Consider the following 17,500-nt stretch of genomic DNA (forward strand, 5'->3'; position numbering starts at 1 on the left):
AATTGATATTTGTTTAACTGACTGTGATTAAAGGCTGTTCTGTATTAAGAGAAATTATAAAAGTGAATGTACTTCAGAGCTTACAAATATTGAGCCTGAGCTAATGTGAATTGCAGATCCTTACTGTAAGTAAAGGTAGGCACTCGATGTTTTTTATTAACCAATACGTGGAGAACAAAAATGCAAAAAGGATTGAACCTGAGCAAACTGGCCGGGGTGGTTACCGCAATATTAATGGCAGGCGTCGCTTCCACAGCTCAAGCCGCACCCGCCCATAATAAAAATGTGATTGGCTACCTTACTCAGTGGGAAGCATGGAAAGGCGCTAACGAAGGTTTCAGCGTTAAGGGAGAAGCGACGCACCTGAATGTAAACATGGATCTTTATTCCATACTTAACTTTTCTTTCTTTGGTGTTGCCAAAGATGGCTCATTACACAGTGGTGATTTGCGTAATAAGAGCATCTATCAACCGAACGCGGTGCAAGAGCCGGGTCCGTTATTGCATCCTGATGTTTACTCAAGCTGGGATTTTCATATTTTGTGGGGGGAGCTGGAATACCTTAGCCAGTATCCTGTTAATGAACCCTGGGATGCTGAAAACTTTCGTAAAGTGCAGGAGCAGGGCTTCGTAAAAAATGGCAGTGGTTGGTTGCATCAGCCGACAGGTATTACCGGTCAGTATCCGATCCCTTTGAAAAAAGTCGGCGGCGCTCCGGGGTTGATTGATTTGGCACACCAAAAAGGGGTAAAAGTGATGGCGTCTCTGGGGGGCTGGAGTATGTCTAAGCACTTCCCAGAAATGGCGGCCGATCCGGTTAAAAAGGCCCGTTTCTTAGCAGATCTCGATAAATTGATGGCTTTGGGGTTTGATGGTATCGATATCGACTGGGAATACCCCGGCTTCGGCGGTATGAACTTTACGGGCAACCCCGAAGACTATGCGAATTTCGAGCAGTTGATGGAAGATATTCGGAAAAAAATTGGTCCGAATAAGCTTCTGACTGCAGCGTTTTCTGCCTCGACAGCAAAATTAGAAGGCTATAATTGGCCACGCCTTGCTGCCTCGATGGATTTCTTCAACATGATGACTTACGACCTTAACGGTGGCTGGTCTAATGTTGCCGGTCATAATGCGCCGCTGTATCCTTACCCGGAAGAAGAGTTTAACAATCTCAACCTTGATACATTGCGTAACTGGATGGCGGTTAAAGGGATCCCGTCGAATAAAATTAACTTTGGTGCTGCGTTCTATGGTCGAGGTGTTCAAACAACAGAAGCGACTGCATATCTTGGTGCCCCAACGGACAAACGTACGGTGAATTTTTCGGTTGATGGTCCAACGTTGTCATCTGCTGATCTAGATAACTGGAAAGCGTTTGATGGGCAGCCAAACTACAATTACATAATGCAACAAAGTGGCTGGGCACATCAGTGGGATGCGTCAGCCGAAGTACCATATGCAGTGAAAGGTAAGTACCTCCTGAGCTATGATGATGTGCCGTCAATCGAGAAAAAGGCGCAGTACATCGTTGACAATAATCTGGGCGGCGTAATTGTCTGGCAGGTGCATGGCGATATTAAGTGCGAAGGCACCTTTATTAACCGTGGTCCCATGTTAAAAGAATGTACCAAATTGAGCTCTCCACTTGCAGAAGCCATTGATCGTGTGTTCAGCGGCGGTACAGTACCGAACAATGCACCAGTGTTAACTGTGCCTGGTACTCAAGCGGCGAACTCCGGTCAGGTGATCAGCTTTATTGTCTCGGGCACAGACGCAGATGCCGATCCACTTTCATTCACAGCAGTCAACGCAACGGTTGTCAATAACGGTGATGGCAGTGCGACAGTGACGTATCAGGCGCCCAATACGGCAACTGATCAGCAAGATGTGGTGAAAGTAACCGTTACCGATGGTCGTAAGAATGTCACTAAAAATATTGTTGTACACGTTAAAGGTTCAGGTGTTGAAAATAATGCGCCAGTACTGACTGTACCAGCAACAGTGACTGTTGATAGTGGTAAAAATGCAGTGATTTCAGTATCTGCGCAAGATGCAGATAGAGATTCACTCACCTATAAAACATCAGTAGGGACTGTGGCTGTTACCGCAACAGGGGCTGATATTGTCTTTACGGCGCCAGTTATTCAAACAGAGACAACAGTTGATGTGGTTGTTACTGTGACTGATGGTCAGGCAACGGACTCTGCGACAGTTACTGTGAAGGTTAAAGGCGCAGTTACTGGTACGTGGGATGCAAATGTTGTCTATAACACAGGTGACCGTGTTGTAGTTAATGGCGTGACCTATGAAGCTAAGTATTGGACAAAGGGCGATAACCCAGAGCAAAGCGGCCCATGGGGACCTTGGAAAAAAGTTTAATTGATTAAACTTTTTCCTTTAATCAATAGCCGCCTTCTCAGAAGGCGGCTTTATTATTTCTGAAAGTATGCACTTTTGTTAATGGTATGAGTTCGCCACAGGCAGGAAAAGTTGAGCAGTCACCGCTATAGTTAAGGTGTTGTGGTGAGTAGTTAAGAGAGGTGGACGGATATGGAATTACGAAATAAAGCAGGAGAGATCGCCAAATTGGCTGATAACCTCACATTAAAAGAGATCGTTGATATGGGCTTTTCAGTGGACATTTGTGATGAAAGTTATGATGCCAATGAACACTGGACAGTTAACAAGCATAAATCGGATGATCAGGAAGAATACCCATCAAAGTGAAGTGAAGCTAGCTAGATCTTCTTTGCAGGCAAGTTAAGACGCACTCAGCGTTATTTCGAGAAAAAAGCCGACTTGGTCGGCTTTTTTAATAAAAAGCAAAACGGCAGAGAATATGATTTTACAGCTGTGGGTGTTAAGTGTGCGGGTTGAACGTTAAGCGCGCGGTCAGGGTGGCTTTTTGTGCGCAATATCACGCTTTGAAAATGAACGCTTTATTTCAATGAGTTATCTGCCATTATAACCCTAGTTCGATGCAAAACACTTCTCTGGTTTAAGTTACCGGTATCTATGCGGGCATCGTATAATGGCTATTACTCCAGCCTTCCAAGCTGATAATGCGGGTTCGATTCCCGCTGCCCGCTCCAGTCTTTTATAAAACACTCCAAGCTATCCTTTTGAATTAAAACGCTTAAGAGCGTTTATGATTTTTAACGAGCGTGAAATTCGACCAGTCACCTCCGAACATCAGTTTAGTGACCATCATGAGCCAAAACTTCAACCTGAAGCTCAATGGGCAGAAGCCCCCCATAAGTGGCTGTTTACTCTTATGCCCTCTTTATGGACTTGAGGAAAGATGTTAAGTTTTACCAAATAACGAATATCGATAAACAAAGGTAAGAATATGATTTCTAAGTGGGCTGTGCGTTTTTCTCAAATGGCCGAATTGGTAGGTTCCTGGAGTAAAGATCCATCAACACAAGTGGGTGCCGTTATCACAAAAGGCAACCGCATCGTTTCGGTTGGATTCAATGGTTACCCGCATGGTATTTCAGATAGCGCGGATACAGATGACCGCGAAATGAAACTACTAAAAACCCTTCATGCGGAAGAGAATGCGATTTTGTTTGCCAAACGTGACTTGGCGGGCTGTGATATATGGGTAACGCATTTCCCTTGTCCTAACTGCGCGGCGAAAATCATTCAAACCGGCATTTCGATGGTACACTGCCCTGAGCAGACGCAAGATTTTCTTTCTCGTTGGGGGGATAAGATCAAGGTCAGCCAAGACATGTTTACTCAGGCAGGTGTTGCCGTTGATTGGTTGCCGCTTGAAGAGCTGTCAAAACAGTAAATACGACTTCATTTAGTCTTATGTCTTTATTGATTGTTGTTTTGTGATCAGTCTGAGACATGAATAGGCAGTAATAAAAACCGGCATTAAGCCGGATTTTATCAGAGTTAATTGCTGGAAGTGCAAAAGAGCAAGGTTATTGGCGAACACCTTCAACATGAATTTCCAGATCGGCATAGCTCGCAGGCCCCATAACCTTAATGCCGAAGTCTTTCATTTCGATGCGAGTGGTGCCGGTAAAACCTGCACGGTAGCCGCCCCATGGATCATCGCCTTCACCAATGAACTGAGCATCAATAGTGATGGGTTTGGTTTGACCATGAAGTGTTAGTTCACCGTTGATTGTTATTTCACCGTTGCCTTTTGGCGTGACACCGGTGCTGGTAAAGGTTGCTGTCGAGTATTTATTAACATCGAGGAAGTCGTCGCTGCGTACGTGTTTGTCACGCTCTGCATGGTTGGTGTCGAAGCTGCTGGTGTCAACATTCACTTTTACCTTAGAACCAGAGATATTCATTGGATCATAGCTGAAGGTACCATCAAAGGTATTGAAGCGTCCTTTGATCCAGCTATAACCTAAGTGGTTGACTTTAAAGTTAATAGAGGCGTGAGCACCTTCAGTATCAATCGCATAGTCTGCCGCTGATGCAACAGATGGAACGGAAATTGCGGTTAGCAAGCCTAGAGCTAATAGGTGTTTTTTCATGTTTACTTTACTCCCAACATTTTTTTCAATGTATTGTCTTTGTTTATAAAGTGATGCTTTAAAGCAGCAAGTGCATGTACAGCTGCCAGTCCGATAAGGCCGAATGCGAGGTAATAATGAATTTCTCCGGCAATATCAGACTGATCAGGGAACAGCTTGCCAAGAGCCGGGATCGAGAACCAGTTGAATACTTCGATTGCACGTCCGTCGGCAGTAGAGATGAGATAGCCTGAGATAAAGAGCCCAAATAGCATGAGGTAAATGACCCAATGCGCCAGTTTCGCGCCCAAGACCTCCCAGTTGGCACCTTCAATAGGTGGATGCCCTTTAAGGTGCTTCCAGGCCAGACGGAAGAGAGTCGCAAAAGCCAGACACAGGCCAACCGACTTATGCCAGTGCGGTACGGGTTTGTACCACTGTGAATAGTAGTTAAGGTCGACCATCCATAACCCAGCAGCAAACATGCCGATAACCACAATGGCTGATAGCCAGTGGATAGTGATAGACAGCCAGTCGTAATTATTTGGTGTGTTTTTCATTGTTATCGTTATGTCTTTATCAAGCCCGAATAACAAATATTCTAGTTTAAATTCTGGCAGACAAAACCGGGAGAAGCCGAACAAGTTCATCAAATAATCTGAATGAACTTGTTCCAGCGCTGATTAGCGCAGGCTGATCTAAGTTGCTTGAGGTTACTTTGGATTGGTGGGGTGGCTTTTAATCCCTAATACTACATAATTCATAATAAACTATATTTAAAAGGCTAAAGCATGCGTGAGATTACGAATAAATCATTGGTTTCTTTTTTCTGCAAACCATCAGAGATCTCCTTAGAAATCTCTAACCCGGCAACAGGTGAAGTCATCGGTCATATTCCGACGCAGTCTGAAGCTGAAATTAAATCGGCTATTGAAAAATCTCACACGGCACAACAAAGCTGGGCGAAAACGACCGCGAAAGAAAAGAGTAAGATCCTCCTGCGCTGGTATCAACTGGTGATGGATAATCAAGCCGATTTAGCGAGTATTATGACTCAGGAGCAAGGTAAACCATTGGTCGAATCCGCAGGTGAAGTCGCCTACGGTGCTTCCTTTATTGAATGGTTTGCAGAAGAAGGCAAGCGCACATATGGCGATGTGATACCTGCCCCGGCAGGAGATCGGCGTTTGCTTACTATCAAGCAACCTATCGGGGTGGCGGCGGCCATTACGCCATGGAACTTTCCGATTGCTATGATCACCCGAAAAGCGGCTCCGGCACTGGCTGCTGGCTGTAGCTTTATTGTTAAACCTGCCAACCAGACTCCTCTATCTGCTTATGCGCTAGCCGAATTGGCTAAACAAGCAGGTTTACCCGAAGGTTTGCTGCAAGTTGTGGTGAATCACTCATCAAAAATGGTTGGTGATGAATTTTGTCGTAATCCGTTGATCCGAAAGCTCTCGTTTACAGGTTCTACTGTCGTCGGCCGGCAGTTGATGATGCAGTGTGCTGATACAGTGAAGCGGACTTCGATGGAGCTTGGTGGCAATGCTCCTTTTATTGTCTTTGACGATGCCGATGTTGATAGAGCCGTGCAAGGTGCAATAGCTTCGAAGTTCCGTAATGCAGGGCAGACCTGTGTTTGTGCTAATCGTTTTTACATTCATGACGCAGTGTATGATGAATTTGTAGAAAAATTTATTGCCGGGGTAAAGGTACTCAAAATTGGCAATGGACTTGATGCTGGCGTCAACATCGGCCCGATCATTGATCAGAATGCCAAAAATAACATCAACGACTTGATCCGGCGCGCTGTTGATCAAGGTGCAAAAATCGCAGCTGGCGGCACGCCGTTAGATGAACTTTTCATTGAGCCGACGGTATTGATAGATGTCAGCCAAGATATGGATATTGTCCAACAGGAAATTTTTGGTCCTGTGGCACCGCTGATCCGCTTTCGTCATGATGAGGAGCTGATCGCAATGGCCAACGATACTATTTATGGTCTGGCATCATATTTGTACAGTAACGATATTAACCGTATATGGACTGTGGCTGAAGCATTGGAATTCGGTATGGTTGGCATTAACGAGGGCATTATCTCAACCGAGGTGGCGCCTTTCGGCGGAGTGAAGCAGTCAGGCATCGGACGTGAAGGAGGTAAGCAGGGAATTGATGAATATATGGTCGTGAAATACCTCTGCTTTGGAAATATTAATTAACTGTATGGTATAGCCAGTCGGCCCAATTCTATGTCAAATGCACTTGAAAGGCCCCCGTCATTCTTTTGTTCGTTTTCCTTGAATTGAACTGGCTGGCATCGCGCTGAATCCTGCATCGTGAGTGGGTATATCAATATGTAATGAATTAACTCATTTGCTGATTATGGGAAAAACGCCTTATAACATTAAAAATGTCGCAATTATGAGACGTGTTTTCGTGGGGAAAATTGGTAACATATCAACGTTATCGAGAGGTACTATCTGATTTAATGCACTTTTTCGATAAGATACCGACCTACATTAAAATTTATTGTGGTAACAAATGTTGGTTATGATGTTAAACATCGCGTACTTAAACTGATACATGATTGAAGAGCAACTTTGTGGGAAAAATACTAAGAGCAAGGAGTGAACTGGAACAACATTTAATGCTATCAGATGATGATAGTTATAGTGTTGTTTATGACAGGTATGTAATGAAAAGTGCCTTTCAGCCGATTGTATCTTTGTCGGGCAAGTTATTTGGCTATGAGGCATTATTACGGGTTTTTGATGAGACGGGAGATCAATTACTGACTGAACCCTTTTTCACCTCTGAGCTTTTGACTGAGCGCGATCGCATCAATATAGATCGGCTTGCAAAAGTTATTCATTTACGTAATTTTTCTCGTTTTCTTTCTCGCGGCACCTTATTTCTTAACATGATCCCGGCGGCAGTGATTGATGCCGATACGCATATTCTGACCAAAAATGCTTTGATCCCTCGTGTTATAGATTTAGGTTTGTCTATAGATCAAATTTATTTTGAAGTACTAGAGCACTTTTGTTCCGATGATGTTCGGTTAGTTCAATCACTACAATCTATGCGTCAACAGGGATTACGAATTGCCATTGATGATTACGGAGTCGGTGCCTCATCTGAATTACGCGTTCGTGAGGTAAAACCGGAGATTATTAAAATGGATAAAAGCTTGTTAGCTGAATACATCAATGGAGAGCCGGGTAAATTGCTCAAGGCGATGGAATTGGCCTGTGAACTTGATGCAAAAGTATTGCTCGAAGGGGTCGAAGACCCCCGTTGTTACCAAGCCGCACAAGCGTTAGGTGCCGATTATATGCAAGGATATTACATTGGTCGCCCTGAACTGGTGCAATGTTTGTCGCGTGAGCAAGAGTGGGCTTATACCGATTAAGTAATTGTACACTTCGGCCTTGAACCGTCAGGGTCGTAAATATTAGTGAGCAACGCCACCCTGCGTCAGGTTTTCAGGATCGAGCAATGCTTCTAGCTCGGCCCGGCTTAACTCCGTTTCTTCCTCTGCGACATCAATAATCGCCCGGTGCTCGCTGTATGCTTTCTTCGCAATTTTCGCCGCTTCCAGATAGCCGATAATAGGGTTCAGCGCCGTGACCAGAATGGGGTTTCTGGCAAGAGCACGCTGTAGATTGTCTTCACGTACGGTGAAACTGCTGATGGCTTTTTCTGCCAGAAGAACAGATACATTTGCCAGTAACTCAATACTCTGAATTAAGTTGTGTGCAATAACCGGTAACATAACATTCAGCTGAAAGTTGCCTGATTGGCCAGCGATAGTGATTGTTGCGTCGTTGCCAATAACTTGTGCGGCGACCATAGCTGCAGCCTCCGGGATCACCGGGTTCACTTTACCGGGCATAATTGACGAACCGGGTTGCAATGCTTCCAGTTCAATTTCACCTAAACCGGCAAGTGGGCCGGAGTTCATCCAACGTAAATCATTGGCAATTTTCATGAACGCCACCGCCGCCGTTTTCAGCTGACCAGACAGGGCAACGATGGCATCTTGACTGCCGAGGTTATAAAAGAAGTTGTCGCTGGGGCAAAAGGGGATTTCGGTGGAAATTGAAATATTGTTGACAAAGATGGCGGAAAATTCAGGTTCGGCGTTAATACCAGTGCCTACTGCGGTTCCACCTTGTGCCAGTGCACAGGCATTATCTAAAGCGTGAATAATGCCTGATTGTGCTTTTTCGAGCTGAGTCTTCCAACCTTGCAGTTCTTGGCCGAGGGTCACAGGCATAGCATCCATTAAATGGGTGCGGCCGGTTTTAACCATATGACCGACCTCGTTTGTTTTGGCGTCTAATGCCTCAATAAGCTGTGCTAAAGCAGGGAATAGCTTGAAATGGCAGGCTAGGGCGGCACTCACTTGAATTGCGGTAGGAATAACATCGTTACTGCTTTGCCCCATGTTCACATGATCATTGGGGCTGATGGTTTGACCTGATTTTTTTGATGCCAAAGTTGCAATGACTTCATTGGCATTCATGTTGGAGCTGGTGCCTGAGCCGGTTTGAAAAATATCAATGGGGAATTGTTCTACATGCTTTCCATCTATAATTTCCTGACAGCTATCGATAATTGCATGGGCAGTACTTTTATTTAATAATTTCAACTCCAGGTTACTGCGAGCCGCTGCTTGCTTAATATAGGCCAGCGCTTTGATAAATTGTTCTGGCATGGTTATGCCGCTGATTGGGAAGTTATCAACTGCACGCTGTGTCTGGGCTTGATAGAGTGCATCTTCAGGCACACGGACTTCACCCATACTGTCTTTTTCAATGCGGTAATGTGAAGACATGATGTCGTTCCTTTTTGTCAGGAGGTGTGCTGCAGCTGGTTTGGGTATTAGCCATGAAGCTGTTTGATCAGCGTTAAGAACAGCCTCGATGCCCGTCCAATGAGCGCATCAGGAAAGTCATAGTCTGGGTTATGCAGCTCGGGGTGATCGACACCACTGCCTAAACAAAATAATGCACCAGGAGCTTGCTGTAAGAATTCACCCATATCTTCTGACCATCGCATAGGTTCTGTTGGTGTGATAACGGGGTAGTTTAAGCTATTCGCTGTTTTTATCACCATATCGGTAGCGATGGGATCATTCACCGTCGCACTGAAAGGTTCGATCCAGTCAATGTTCATTCCTAATTGATAGCTCTCAGCTTGTTTTTTCGCAAAATTCTGTAGGCTTTTTTTCATGTGTTCTAAGGCGTAGTTGTCGTCACTACGGATCGTTGCCATAACATCAGCACGGCCCGGCGCAGTACCAAAGCCCTCATTACCAACCTTTACGTGAACAAGGGTGACTAGGCTGAATGCTTCCTCAAATGCTTCTGGCATCTGGTGGAGGTAATCCATTATTCTGGCAACAGCAGGGGCCGGACTCCTGCCTTTTTCAGGTTTCGCCGCATGTGAGGTTTTACCGGTGAGGGTGATTTTCACACCGATCGATGCACAGGCAAAAACACCGCTTTTGATAACGACAGAGCCTAACGGATGGCCCGGAAGGTTATGGTAGGCAAAAACATAATCGGGTTGCAGATCTTGCATTCGAGGATCTTTCAACATCATTTTAGCCCCCTGACCAATTTCTTCGGCGGGCTGGAATAACAGAATAACTCGGCCAGATGCGGGTGGGTGCTGGCTCAGTCGATTAGCTACTGTAAGCAGGCTGACGGTGTGACCGTCATGACCACAAGCATGCATACAGCCATGATGACGAGAGGCGTGATCATGTTGGGCTGTTTCGCTAATCGGCAAGGCGTCAAAATCAGCACGAAGCAGGGTAGTTGGTCCTGGATTCCTACTTTTGATTTCAACCAAAAGGCCGTGACCGCCTATATTTGTTTTAGGGGTTAATCCGAATTTAAGGAGCTGATCCGTAATTTCAGAAGCGGTTTTCTGTTCGTTGAGTGATAGTTCAGGGTAACGATGGAGATGATGCCTGAAGCGTATTGGATCGAAATGAGTATCTCTATTCGCAGTCATATCATTGTTCAGTCGTCATTGGATTGCTTCACTTTACTCGGCCCCCGTAGATTATTATGTGATCGGTTTCACGATGATGTGTAATATCAATTGGCATAATCATCTGGCTTATCAGCTAGAAGTAACAGCTCAGAGTCCGAGATGATGTCATAAACGCGTTAGGAAGTAGTATGAAAGTGTTAAGGGCGAGCATGCCGTTTATTGCGTTGGTGAATTTGATGGTAGTCGCTCCAGCCGTGGCCGATCCTGTAGATACACTGGCGTTGACTGTGCCTAAGGCGATGAAATTGTTGCAGAGTGAAGGTTACTATGATTTTAGAAAAATCAAAGTTGAACACGATGAACATGAAATTAAAGTCGAAGCCCGTAATGAAAGTGGCCAAAAAGTGGAGCTGGAAATGGACCTTTATACGGGCAAAATTCTGGATGTTGAACTCGACTAAGTATCGTTATTGATCAGCATTGCACACGATTTAGCGGGTATTTTCAGGCTCTGTTTATCTCCCTCATTGTTGTCATCATCAAGCGTTCCTTGTTCGCTAGAGACATGCGGCGTGAGTAATACGTTTTGCATACCAACTAGGTCGCTATAGTGCCCCTCTGGCAAGTCAATGCTGACTTGCTTATCGCCTTTGTTGATCACAACGACCCCTTTCAGGCCTCGTGTAAATACCAGAAGGTCATCGCTGTGCTGGACGATGTCCATGGGTAACCCGTGCATCAGGTTATGAAAGTGAATCATATTGACCAGTATCGGATCACGCCAGCTATCATACCAGCGAGGCTGACCTGCACTGTTTTTTATCCCGCTGGTATCAAGATCGGTGTAGATCAATGGCACGCCACCATCCCGCCCCATGATATAACAATAGGCCAGACGTTCATCTTCTTCTGACATTACCTGATCAAGAAAAACATCGTTGTTCGGGATGTCATGGGTGATGGCAAAGGTAATTGCTCTGTGGTTAGCAAGGGCATAGCCAACCGAGTATGGGTTAATAAGACTTGCCATCGATGCATTGTGATTGAAGACATCTGATACGGTGTGGAACAGCGGAAAATCATAGGCGCCTAATTGGGTGTTAGCCAGGTAGGGTTTAAGGAAAAGTTCATACTCCTGCTTTGTGGCACCGCCATCGGTAATTATCTCGCCAAAGATGTGCACACCTTCACTGATATCGTCATCCCAGATTTGCCGAATATGCTCCAATGTCATGTGCTTGGCGGCATCAATTCTGAAGCCTTTTATACCTAATTGTTTTAACGCTCTAAGGTAAGATTTTTGTTGTTTAATTACATTTTTATTATTTTTTAGTGTCGGCAGACCGGCATCTTTGATCCCATTGCTGATCCTTCCATGCTGAACTTGCCATGGATCTTTCCAGTTTTTAATGGGAAATGCGTTTACAAAATCACATTCAGTAAAAAGTGGTTGTGATAAATCACCAAATATCTTGATAGATTCAAAATATTCTTCGCTATCCCTATATTCCGAAAGTGTCTTTTTACTCGGGTAATTCAGATCTGTTCTTTGTGCTGATTCGTTAGCCATGTGATTGAATACAATATCTGCATAAGTATGTATTTCATGATTATTTAATGCATTCACCATTGCTTTGAAATCATCCGTATTACCCAATTGATTATCAATCACACGATAGTCTTGAGGTTGGTACCGCTGCCACCATGGTGTACCGTCGTCTGAACGGTATGATTTATAGGGAGGAGATACAAGAACAGCTTTGTAACCTGCATTAGCTATAGCTTTGGCGCTCCGTGTCACTTTGCTATATGGCCAGTCGAAGGCATGCAAAATGACATTAGTTGCATGTGAAGATACTGAACCAGATGAGTGCTTTGCTGTTAATATTGAAGTCATTTTTATTACAACCACGCTTTTTAAACTAATAGTCAACTGAATAAATAATATTCTGATTGCCATCATTTGAACTCATCTCAACGCCGATTTTACTGGTATGAGATCTGGGGGAGTAGCCTTGCTTAGCTGATTTTTTCTAGTCAATGTCAGAAAATGAATTTTTTATAATATTTTATCCGTAAGCTTGCAGCCTGATTTTACTATAGTTACATCCGTGAGCTCATTGCTTTGAAAACCAGCAACGATCGTTTCATTGTTCTGCTCTAAAAGAAATCAATTTTTTGTAAGTATTCACCATATTTCAGTGCAACGCCATTCTCAATTGGTATGGCGATGTGGTATATATGTGTTTGAGTGCTTAAGTAAATACAAGGAGTAACACCATGGCTGGCGTTTTAGGAATGATTTTGGCAGGCGGTGAGGGCTCTCGTTTGCGCCCTTTAACAGATACACGGACCAAGCCTGCGGTTCCATTTGGTGGTAGTTACCGCCTGATTGACTTTGCATTGAACAATTTTGTAAATGCTGATTTTCTGAGGATTTATGTTCTTACTCAGTTCAAGTCTCAGTCTTTATATGTCCATATGAAGAAAGGCTGGAATATTTCAGGTATTACTGACCGTTTTATTGATCCTGTTCCTGCTCAGATGCGTATGGGCAAGCGCTGGTATGACGGTACAGCGGATGCTATTTATCAGAACATTCGTTTTATTGAACTGGCGGAACCTGACCAAGTATGTGTCTTTGGTAGTGATCACATCTATAAAATGGATGTGAAGCAGATGCTGGATTTCCATAAAGAAAAAGAAGCGGAGCTGACGGTTTCAGCACTGCGCATGCCATTGAGTGAAGCCTGCGCATTCGGTGTTATTGAAGTGGATGAAAAGGGCTGCATGGTGGGTTTTGAAGAAAAACCGGCTCAACCAAAAGCGATTCCTGGCGATCCTGATCACGCATTGGTTTCGATGGGTAACTACATTTTTGAAGCTGACACATTATGTGCAGAATTGGAAGAAGATGCAGTTAACGAAAATTCCAGTCACGACTTTGGCAAAGACATCATTCCTAAGCTTTTCCCGCAGGGTAAAGTGTTTGTTTATGATTTTAATACAAACATTATTCCGGGCGAGAAAAATAAAGGATACTGGCGTGATGTAGGTACGATTGAAGCGTATTGGCAAGCCCATATGGATCTGCTTTCAGAAGATGCCCAGTTCTCATTGTATAACCGTCAATGGCAGTTACATACGCATTACCCACCGCTACCACCCGCGACTATTTTAGATAGTGATAACTGCAAAGTAGATATTAATAACTGTATGATTTCTGCGGGTAGTTATATTCGTGGTGCTCAAATACATAAATCTGTACTTGGTTTCCGTACCAATGTTGATCATTGCAGCATGATTTCTGAATCGGTTATTCTGGGTGATGTGAAGATCGGTGCAAACTGTTCAATTCGTCGTACGATTATCGATAAAGGCGCACAGATTGCCCCAGGTACGGTGATTGGTGAAAATCTTGAAGAAGACAGAAAGAAATATCACGTGTCTGATGACGGCATTGTCGTGATCCCTAAAGGAGCAAAAATTGGCTTCTAACAAGAATCCGGTGCCAACAGCACCGCTTAAGATTTTATTTGTATCCTCTGAGGTTGACGGTTTAGTCAAAACCGGCGGATTGGCAGATGTAGCCAAGTCTTTGCCGGCTGCTTTGAAAGAAATGGGACATGATGTTCGAATTGTCATGCCATTTTATAAGACCGTAGCAGGTCGTGAACAGGCCGTTTCGCTACTGACAACCAAGCTATATGTTGATCCACAGCCTGCTGCTGTGGGTTATCAGATCATGCAGTTAGCAAGTGGCGATGTGCCAGTTTATGCGCTTGATGCTCCGCAGTACTTTGAGCGTTCTGAACTGTATGCTGAAAATAACCAAGCCTATGCTGATAATGGCGAGCGTTTTGCTTTCTTGAGTGCAGCCTCATTGGACATGTGTGAAAAAGTCGATTTCCAGCCAGACGTTATTCACTGTAACGACTGGCATACCGGATTGGTGCCTTTCTTGCTTAAAACCCGTTATGCCCAGAGTTCATTTTTTGCGCAAACAAAAAGTGTGATTACTATTCATAATGCGGTATTTAAAGGTGTTTTTAATTACGAACAGTACAGTTTGATCCCTGAGCTGATCCAACGCCGTTACACTAATGCTGAAGTCGATCCTTCTCATATCAGTATGCTTAAAGCGGGTGTTGCTTATGCTGATAAAGTGAATGCGGTTAGCCCTACTTATGCGTCAGAATTGCTGTCTCACTTAGGTTCTCATGGTATGGAAGCCGACTTTCAGAGCAGAGCCGGTGATTTGTATGGCATTGTGAATGGCTGCGATTATGGCGATTGGAACCCTGAAGCTGATCCATATATAAAGCAAAACTTTAAAGCGAATAAGGTAAGTCTGGCTCGCGGTAAAAAAGCGTGTAAGCGTGATTTACAGCAACAGGTTAATTTGCCTGTCGTTGATTTGCCTCTTTACGGTATGGTTTGTCGTCTGACAGAGCAAAAAGGTATTCATTATCTGATCCCTATCTTGAGAGATTTCCTCGCCAATGATGTCCAAATTGTGCTTGTCGGAACCGGTGATCCGAAACTTGCCAGTGCATTGCGAGAAATCAGTGACGCATATAAAGAGAAATTTGCTTTTGTTGAAATCTACAGTAATCCGCTAGCACATTGCGTTGAAGCCGCAGCAGACTTCTTTATGATGCCTTCAGAGTTTGAGCCTTGTGGTTTAAATCAGATGTACAGCTTAGCTTACGGTACGTTACCGATTGTACGAGCGGTGGGTGGATTGAAAGATACCGTGATCGATTATGATCAGACTCCGCAAGTGGCAACGGGCTTTTCTTTTGAGAAGCCTACGCCAGAAGCATTGCTAATCAAGCTGCAGAGAAGTCTGTTACTTTATTGTCAGCAACCTAAAGAGTTTAAGCGATTGCAGTTAAATGCAATGGTATGCAAATTCAACTGGAAAGACTCGGCTGAACAATATCTGGCTATGTACTTAGGTAGTGAACTGTCTCAGCCTGTTGGAATACCTCATTTAGAAATACACGCTTGATTTAACATCTTGCGGCATATTCTAAAGCCCTCTCACGAGGGCTTTTCGGTAATTAATCCCGGCGAAGAATCGTCATTGATTTAGCGGACTGCATATAAGTGGTTTGCACTTCATGGCGTGAAATCGTATGTTCCGAAGTGTCACTAATTATGGTCCATGCACTGCCTGCTGGCAGTTTGAACCGTGTCGGTATTTTGGTCGGGTTGATCAAATAAAGAAGCTCACTTTCATCTTTGTATAAACCAAGATGAAGAGCGATAGCGGCATGATCATGCCAGTCATTCATTTGTAAAATATGGCCATCGGATTGCATCCAGTGAATGCGGTGGTGACCACGATTTTCTCCAGAAAAGGCGTTGATAAATGGCAGCATATATTGGTTACGCGCTTCTATCATTTCGCTAAACCAATCCATAAAATCGGATTCTTCGCGGCTCAGGTTCCAATTAGTCCAGCTTATCGGAGTGTCCTGGCAGTAGGCATTGTTATTTCCCTGCTGACTATGAGAAAAACTATCAACCGCCAAAATATGAGGAATACCGAAGCTGAACAGCAAAGTCATCATCATATTTTTCTTCTGTTTTCTACGCAGTTCTATGATGCCAGTATTAACCGTTTTTCCTTCAATACCATGATTAAAGGATCGGTTATCACCATGTCCGTCTCGATTATTTTCCTTGTTATCGACATTGTGCTTCTCGTTATAAGACACTAAGTCCTGAAGAGTAAAGCCATCGTGATAACAGATATAGTTAACACAGAGTTTGTCCGGCCATTTTGCTGCACTGAACAGGTCTCGTGATCCCATTAAACGCGTCGCAAACTCACCAAGTTGAGCAGTATGATTCCAGAAGCTGCGAATAGTGTCGCGGAACCTATCATTACACTCATTCCAGCCCGAAGGGAAGGCACCTAATTGGTAACCATTGGGGCCAATATCCCATGGTTCGGCAATGAGTTTTACTTTTTGTAATACGGGATCTTGTTGGATTACTTGGAAGAAACCTGACTGGCGATCGAAATCGTCACCTCGGCGCCCCAATGTTGCAGCCAAATCAAATCGAAATCCATCAATGTGGAACTCCTCGACCCAATAGCGCAATGAATCCATCACCGTTCTCAGTGCTGGCGAATAGCTTAGATCTACGGTGTTGCCACAACCGGAGTGATTTTCAAACCCTTCCTTATCATTCTTTAGGTAGGTTTTGGGCGCAATTAACTTAAAGTTATGGGTTGGGCCATCTTTACCGCTTTCTGCGGTATGGTTATAAACCACATCAAGGATAACTTCGATGTCATGCTCATGCAGAATTTTCACCATGGTTTTTAATTCGGTCACTGGATCATTGACTGCGAATTTTTCATCGGGGGCAAACCAGCACAGCGGGTTATAGCCCCAGTAGTTGGTAAGTTTTTTATCTGCTAAATGAGCCTCGTCGAAACTTGTCGCAATCGGCATAAGCTGCAGAGTCGTTACACCCAAATGTTTAAAGTGTTCGATGACTGTTGGCTGGCATAAACCTAAAAATTTGCCTCTTAATGCTTCGGGAATGCCTGGGTGCTGTTGAGTAAAACCTTTTACATGAAGCTCATATAAAACCGCTTTTTCTCGTTCAATACCGGGAAGATCACTTTGCTCCCAATCGAACTCATGGTTTTGTATAACGGCCGCAGGAATAGAGGCTGTTTCAGGGTTGGTTGTTAATCGCTTGGCGTATGGATCAAGGATCCAATGAGTTCCCTGAGAGTTAATAATACAGTAGGCATAACGCGTACCCGATTGAACTCCTGAGAGGAAAAGAGTGTAAATGTTATTAACATTTTTATTCAGGGGAAGATAGGCCGGGGGCGCGTCTTGAGCGAACAAAACAAGATGTAAACCATTTCCCTGAGGGGCGTGGATTGCAAAATTGCAGCCATCGATTGACAGTGTTGTGCCCAGTGGGAAGGGGGTACCTGTTTTTTTTTGCCAGTCCATTGAATCCTC

14 protein-coding genes and 1 tRNA gene are annotated in these 17,500 nt (G+C 44.2%); 9 read left to right on the plus strand and 6 right to left on the minus strand.

The annotated features are described in order from the left end of the window. Positions 1–180: 180 nt before the first annotated feature. The 4 genes from C9I89_RS10440 to C9I89_RS10450 all read left to right on the plus strand — a co-directional run bounded on the left by C9I89_RS10440 (position 181) and on the right by C9I89_RS10450 (position 3,802). Positions 181–2,382: a glycosyl hydrolase family 18 protein gene (locus C9I89_RS10440; RefSeq protein WP_107283293.1), complete on the plus strand. Its 2,202-nt coding sequence runs from the start codon at positions 181–183 to the stop codon at positions 2,380–2,382. Positions 2,383–2,553: 171 nt separating this feature from the next. Beyond that, on the plus strand, positions 2,554–2,730 hold the full coding sequence (locus tag C9I89_RS22515) for a hypothetical protein (RefSeq protein WP_170107681.1): 177 nt from the start codon (positions 2,554–2,556) through the stop codon (positions 2,728–2,730). 290 nt (positions 2,731–3,020) lie between these two features. Beyond that, positions 3,021–3,095, plus strand: a tRNA-Gly gene (locus tag C9I89_RS10445). 257 nt (positions 3,096–3,352) lie between these two features. Then, entirely contained in the window at positions 3,353–3,802 is a 450-nt protein-coding gene (locus C9I89_RS10450; protein ID WP_107283294.1) for a dCMP deaminase family protein, read from the plus strand. A 136-nt stretch (positions 3,803–3,938) separates the two neighbouring features. On the opposite strand, the gene C9I89_RS10455 is transcribed toward C9I89_RS10450, so the two are convergent. Then, entirely contained in the window at positions 3,939–4,508 is a 570-nt protein-coding gene (locus C9I89_RS10455; RefSeq protein ID WP_107283295.1) for a YceI family protein, read from the minus strand. A gap of 2 nt (positions 4,509–4,510) precedes the next feature. Continuing rightward, positions 4,511–5,047 carry a cytochrome b gene (locus C9I89_RS10460; protein ID WP_107283375.1) on the minus strand — a complete coding sequence of 179 codons (537 nt, stop codon included), beginning with the start codon at positions 5,045–5,047 and terminating at the stop codon, positions 4,511–4,513. 231 nt (positions 5,048–5,278) lie between these two features. Here C9I89_RS10460 and C9I89_RS10465 point away from each other — a divergent pair, with 231 nt between their 5' ends. Beyond that, positions 5,279–6,709 (plus strand): NAD-dependent succinate-semialdehyde dehydrogenase, encoded by a 1,431-nt coding sequence (locus C9I89_RS10465; protein WP_107283296.1) that lies wholly within the window; start codon positions 5,279–5,281, stop codon positions 6,707–6,709. Positions 6,710–7,185: 476 nt separating this feature from the next. After that, positions 7,186–7,902, plus strand: coding sequence for an EAL domain-containing protein (locus C9I89_RS10470; RefSeq protein WP_170107682.1), 717 nt, complete (start codon positions 7,186–7,188; stop codon positions 7,900–7,902). A 42-nt stretch (positions 7,903–7,944) separates the two neighbouring features. Here the strand turns inward: C9I89_RS10470 and C9I89_RS10475 are convergent, their stop codons facing one another. Beyond that, a complete protein-coding gene (locus C9I89_RS10475; RefSeq protein WP_107283298.1) occupies positions 7,945–9,330 on the minus strand; it encodes a class II fumarate hydratase in 1,386 nt (461 codons plus the stop codon). 47 nt (positions 9,331–9,377) lie between these two features. Continuing rightward, a complete protein-coding gene (locus C9I89_RS10480) occupies positions 9,378–10,517 on the minus strand; it encodes an amidohydrolase (RefSeq protein ID WP_107283299.1) in 1,140 nt (379 codons plus the stop codon). A 170-nt stretch (positions 10,518–10,687) separates the two neighbouring features. On the opposite strand from C9I89_RS10480, the gene C9I89_RS10485 reads away from it, so the two are divergent. Further along, entirely contained in the window at positions 10,688–10,960 is a 273-nt protein-coding gene (locus C9I89_RS10485; RefSeq protein WP_107283300.1) for a PepSY domain-containing protein, read from the plus strand. Here C9I89_RS10485 and C9I89_RS10490 read toward each other — a convergent pair. After that, the gene (locus tag C9I89_RS10490) at positions 10,957–12,396 is read right to left on the minus strand and encodes an alpha-amylase family glycosyl hydrolase (RefSeq protein WP_107283376.1); all 1,440 of its coding nucleotides are present in this window, start codon (positions 12,394–12,396) and stop codon (positions 10,957–10,959) included. The two genes, C9I89_RS10485 and C9I89_RS10490, sit on opposite strands and share 4 nt — an antisense overlap. 383 nt (positions 12,397–12,779) lie before the next feature. Here C9I89_RS10490 and glgC point away from each other — a divergent pair, with 383 nt between their 5' ends. Together glgC and glgA are read left to right on the plus strand one after the other, a co-directional pair. After that, positions 12,780–13,997: a glucose-1-phosphate adenylyltransferase gene (glgC, locus tag C9I89_RS10495; protein WP_107283301.1), complete on the plus strand. Its 1,218-nt coding sequence runs from the start codon at positions 12,780–12,782 to the stop codon at positions 13,995–13,997. Positions 13,998–14,007: 10 nt separating this feature from the next. Further along, complete coding sequence (gene glgA / locus C9I89_RS10500; RefSeq protein WP_107283377.1) at positions 14,008–15,513, plus strand: glycogen synthase GlgA; 1,506 nt, start codon at positions 14,008–14,010, stop codon at positions 15,511–15,513. A 52-nt stretch (positions 15,514–15,565) separates the two neighbouring features. On the opposite strand, the gene glgX is transcribed toward glgA, so the two are convergent. Continuing rightward, positions 15,566–17,491: a glycogen debranching protein GlgX gene (gene glgX / locus C9I89_RS10505; RefSeq protein WP_107283378.1), complete on the minus strand. Its 1,926-nt coding sequence runs from the start codon at positions 17,489–17,491 to the stop codon at positions 15,566–15,568. Positions 17,492–17,500: the final 9 nt, after the last annotated feature.

This window comes from Photobacterium lipolyticum (genome assembly GCF_003026475.1).
GTDB classification, from domain to species: Bacteria; Pseudomonadota; Gammaproteobacteria; order Enterobacterales; family Vibrionaceae; genus Photobacterium; species Photobacterium lipolyticum.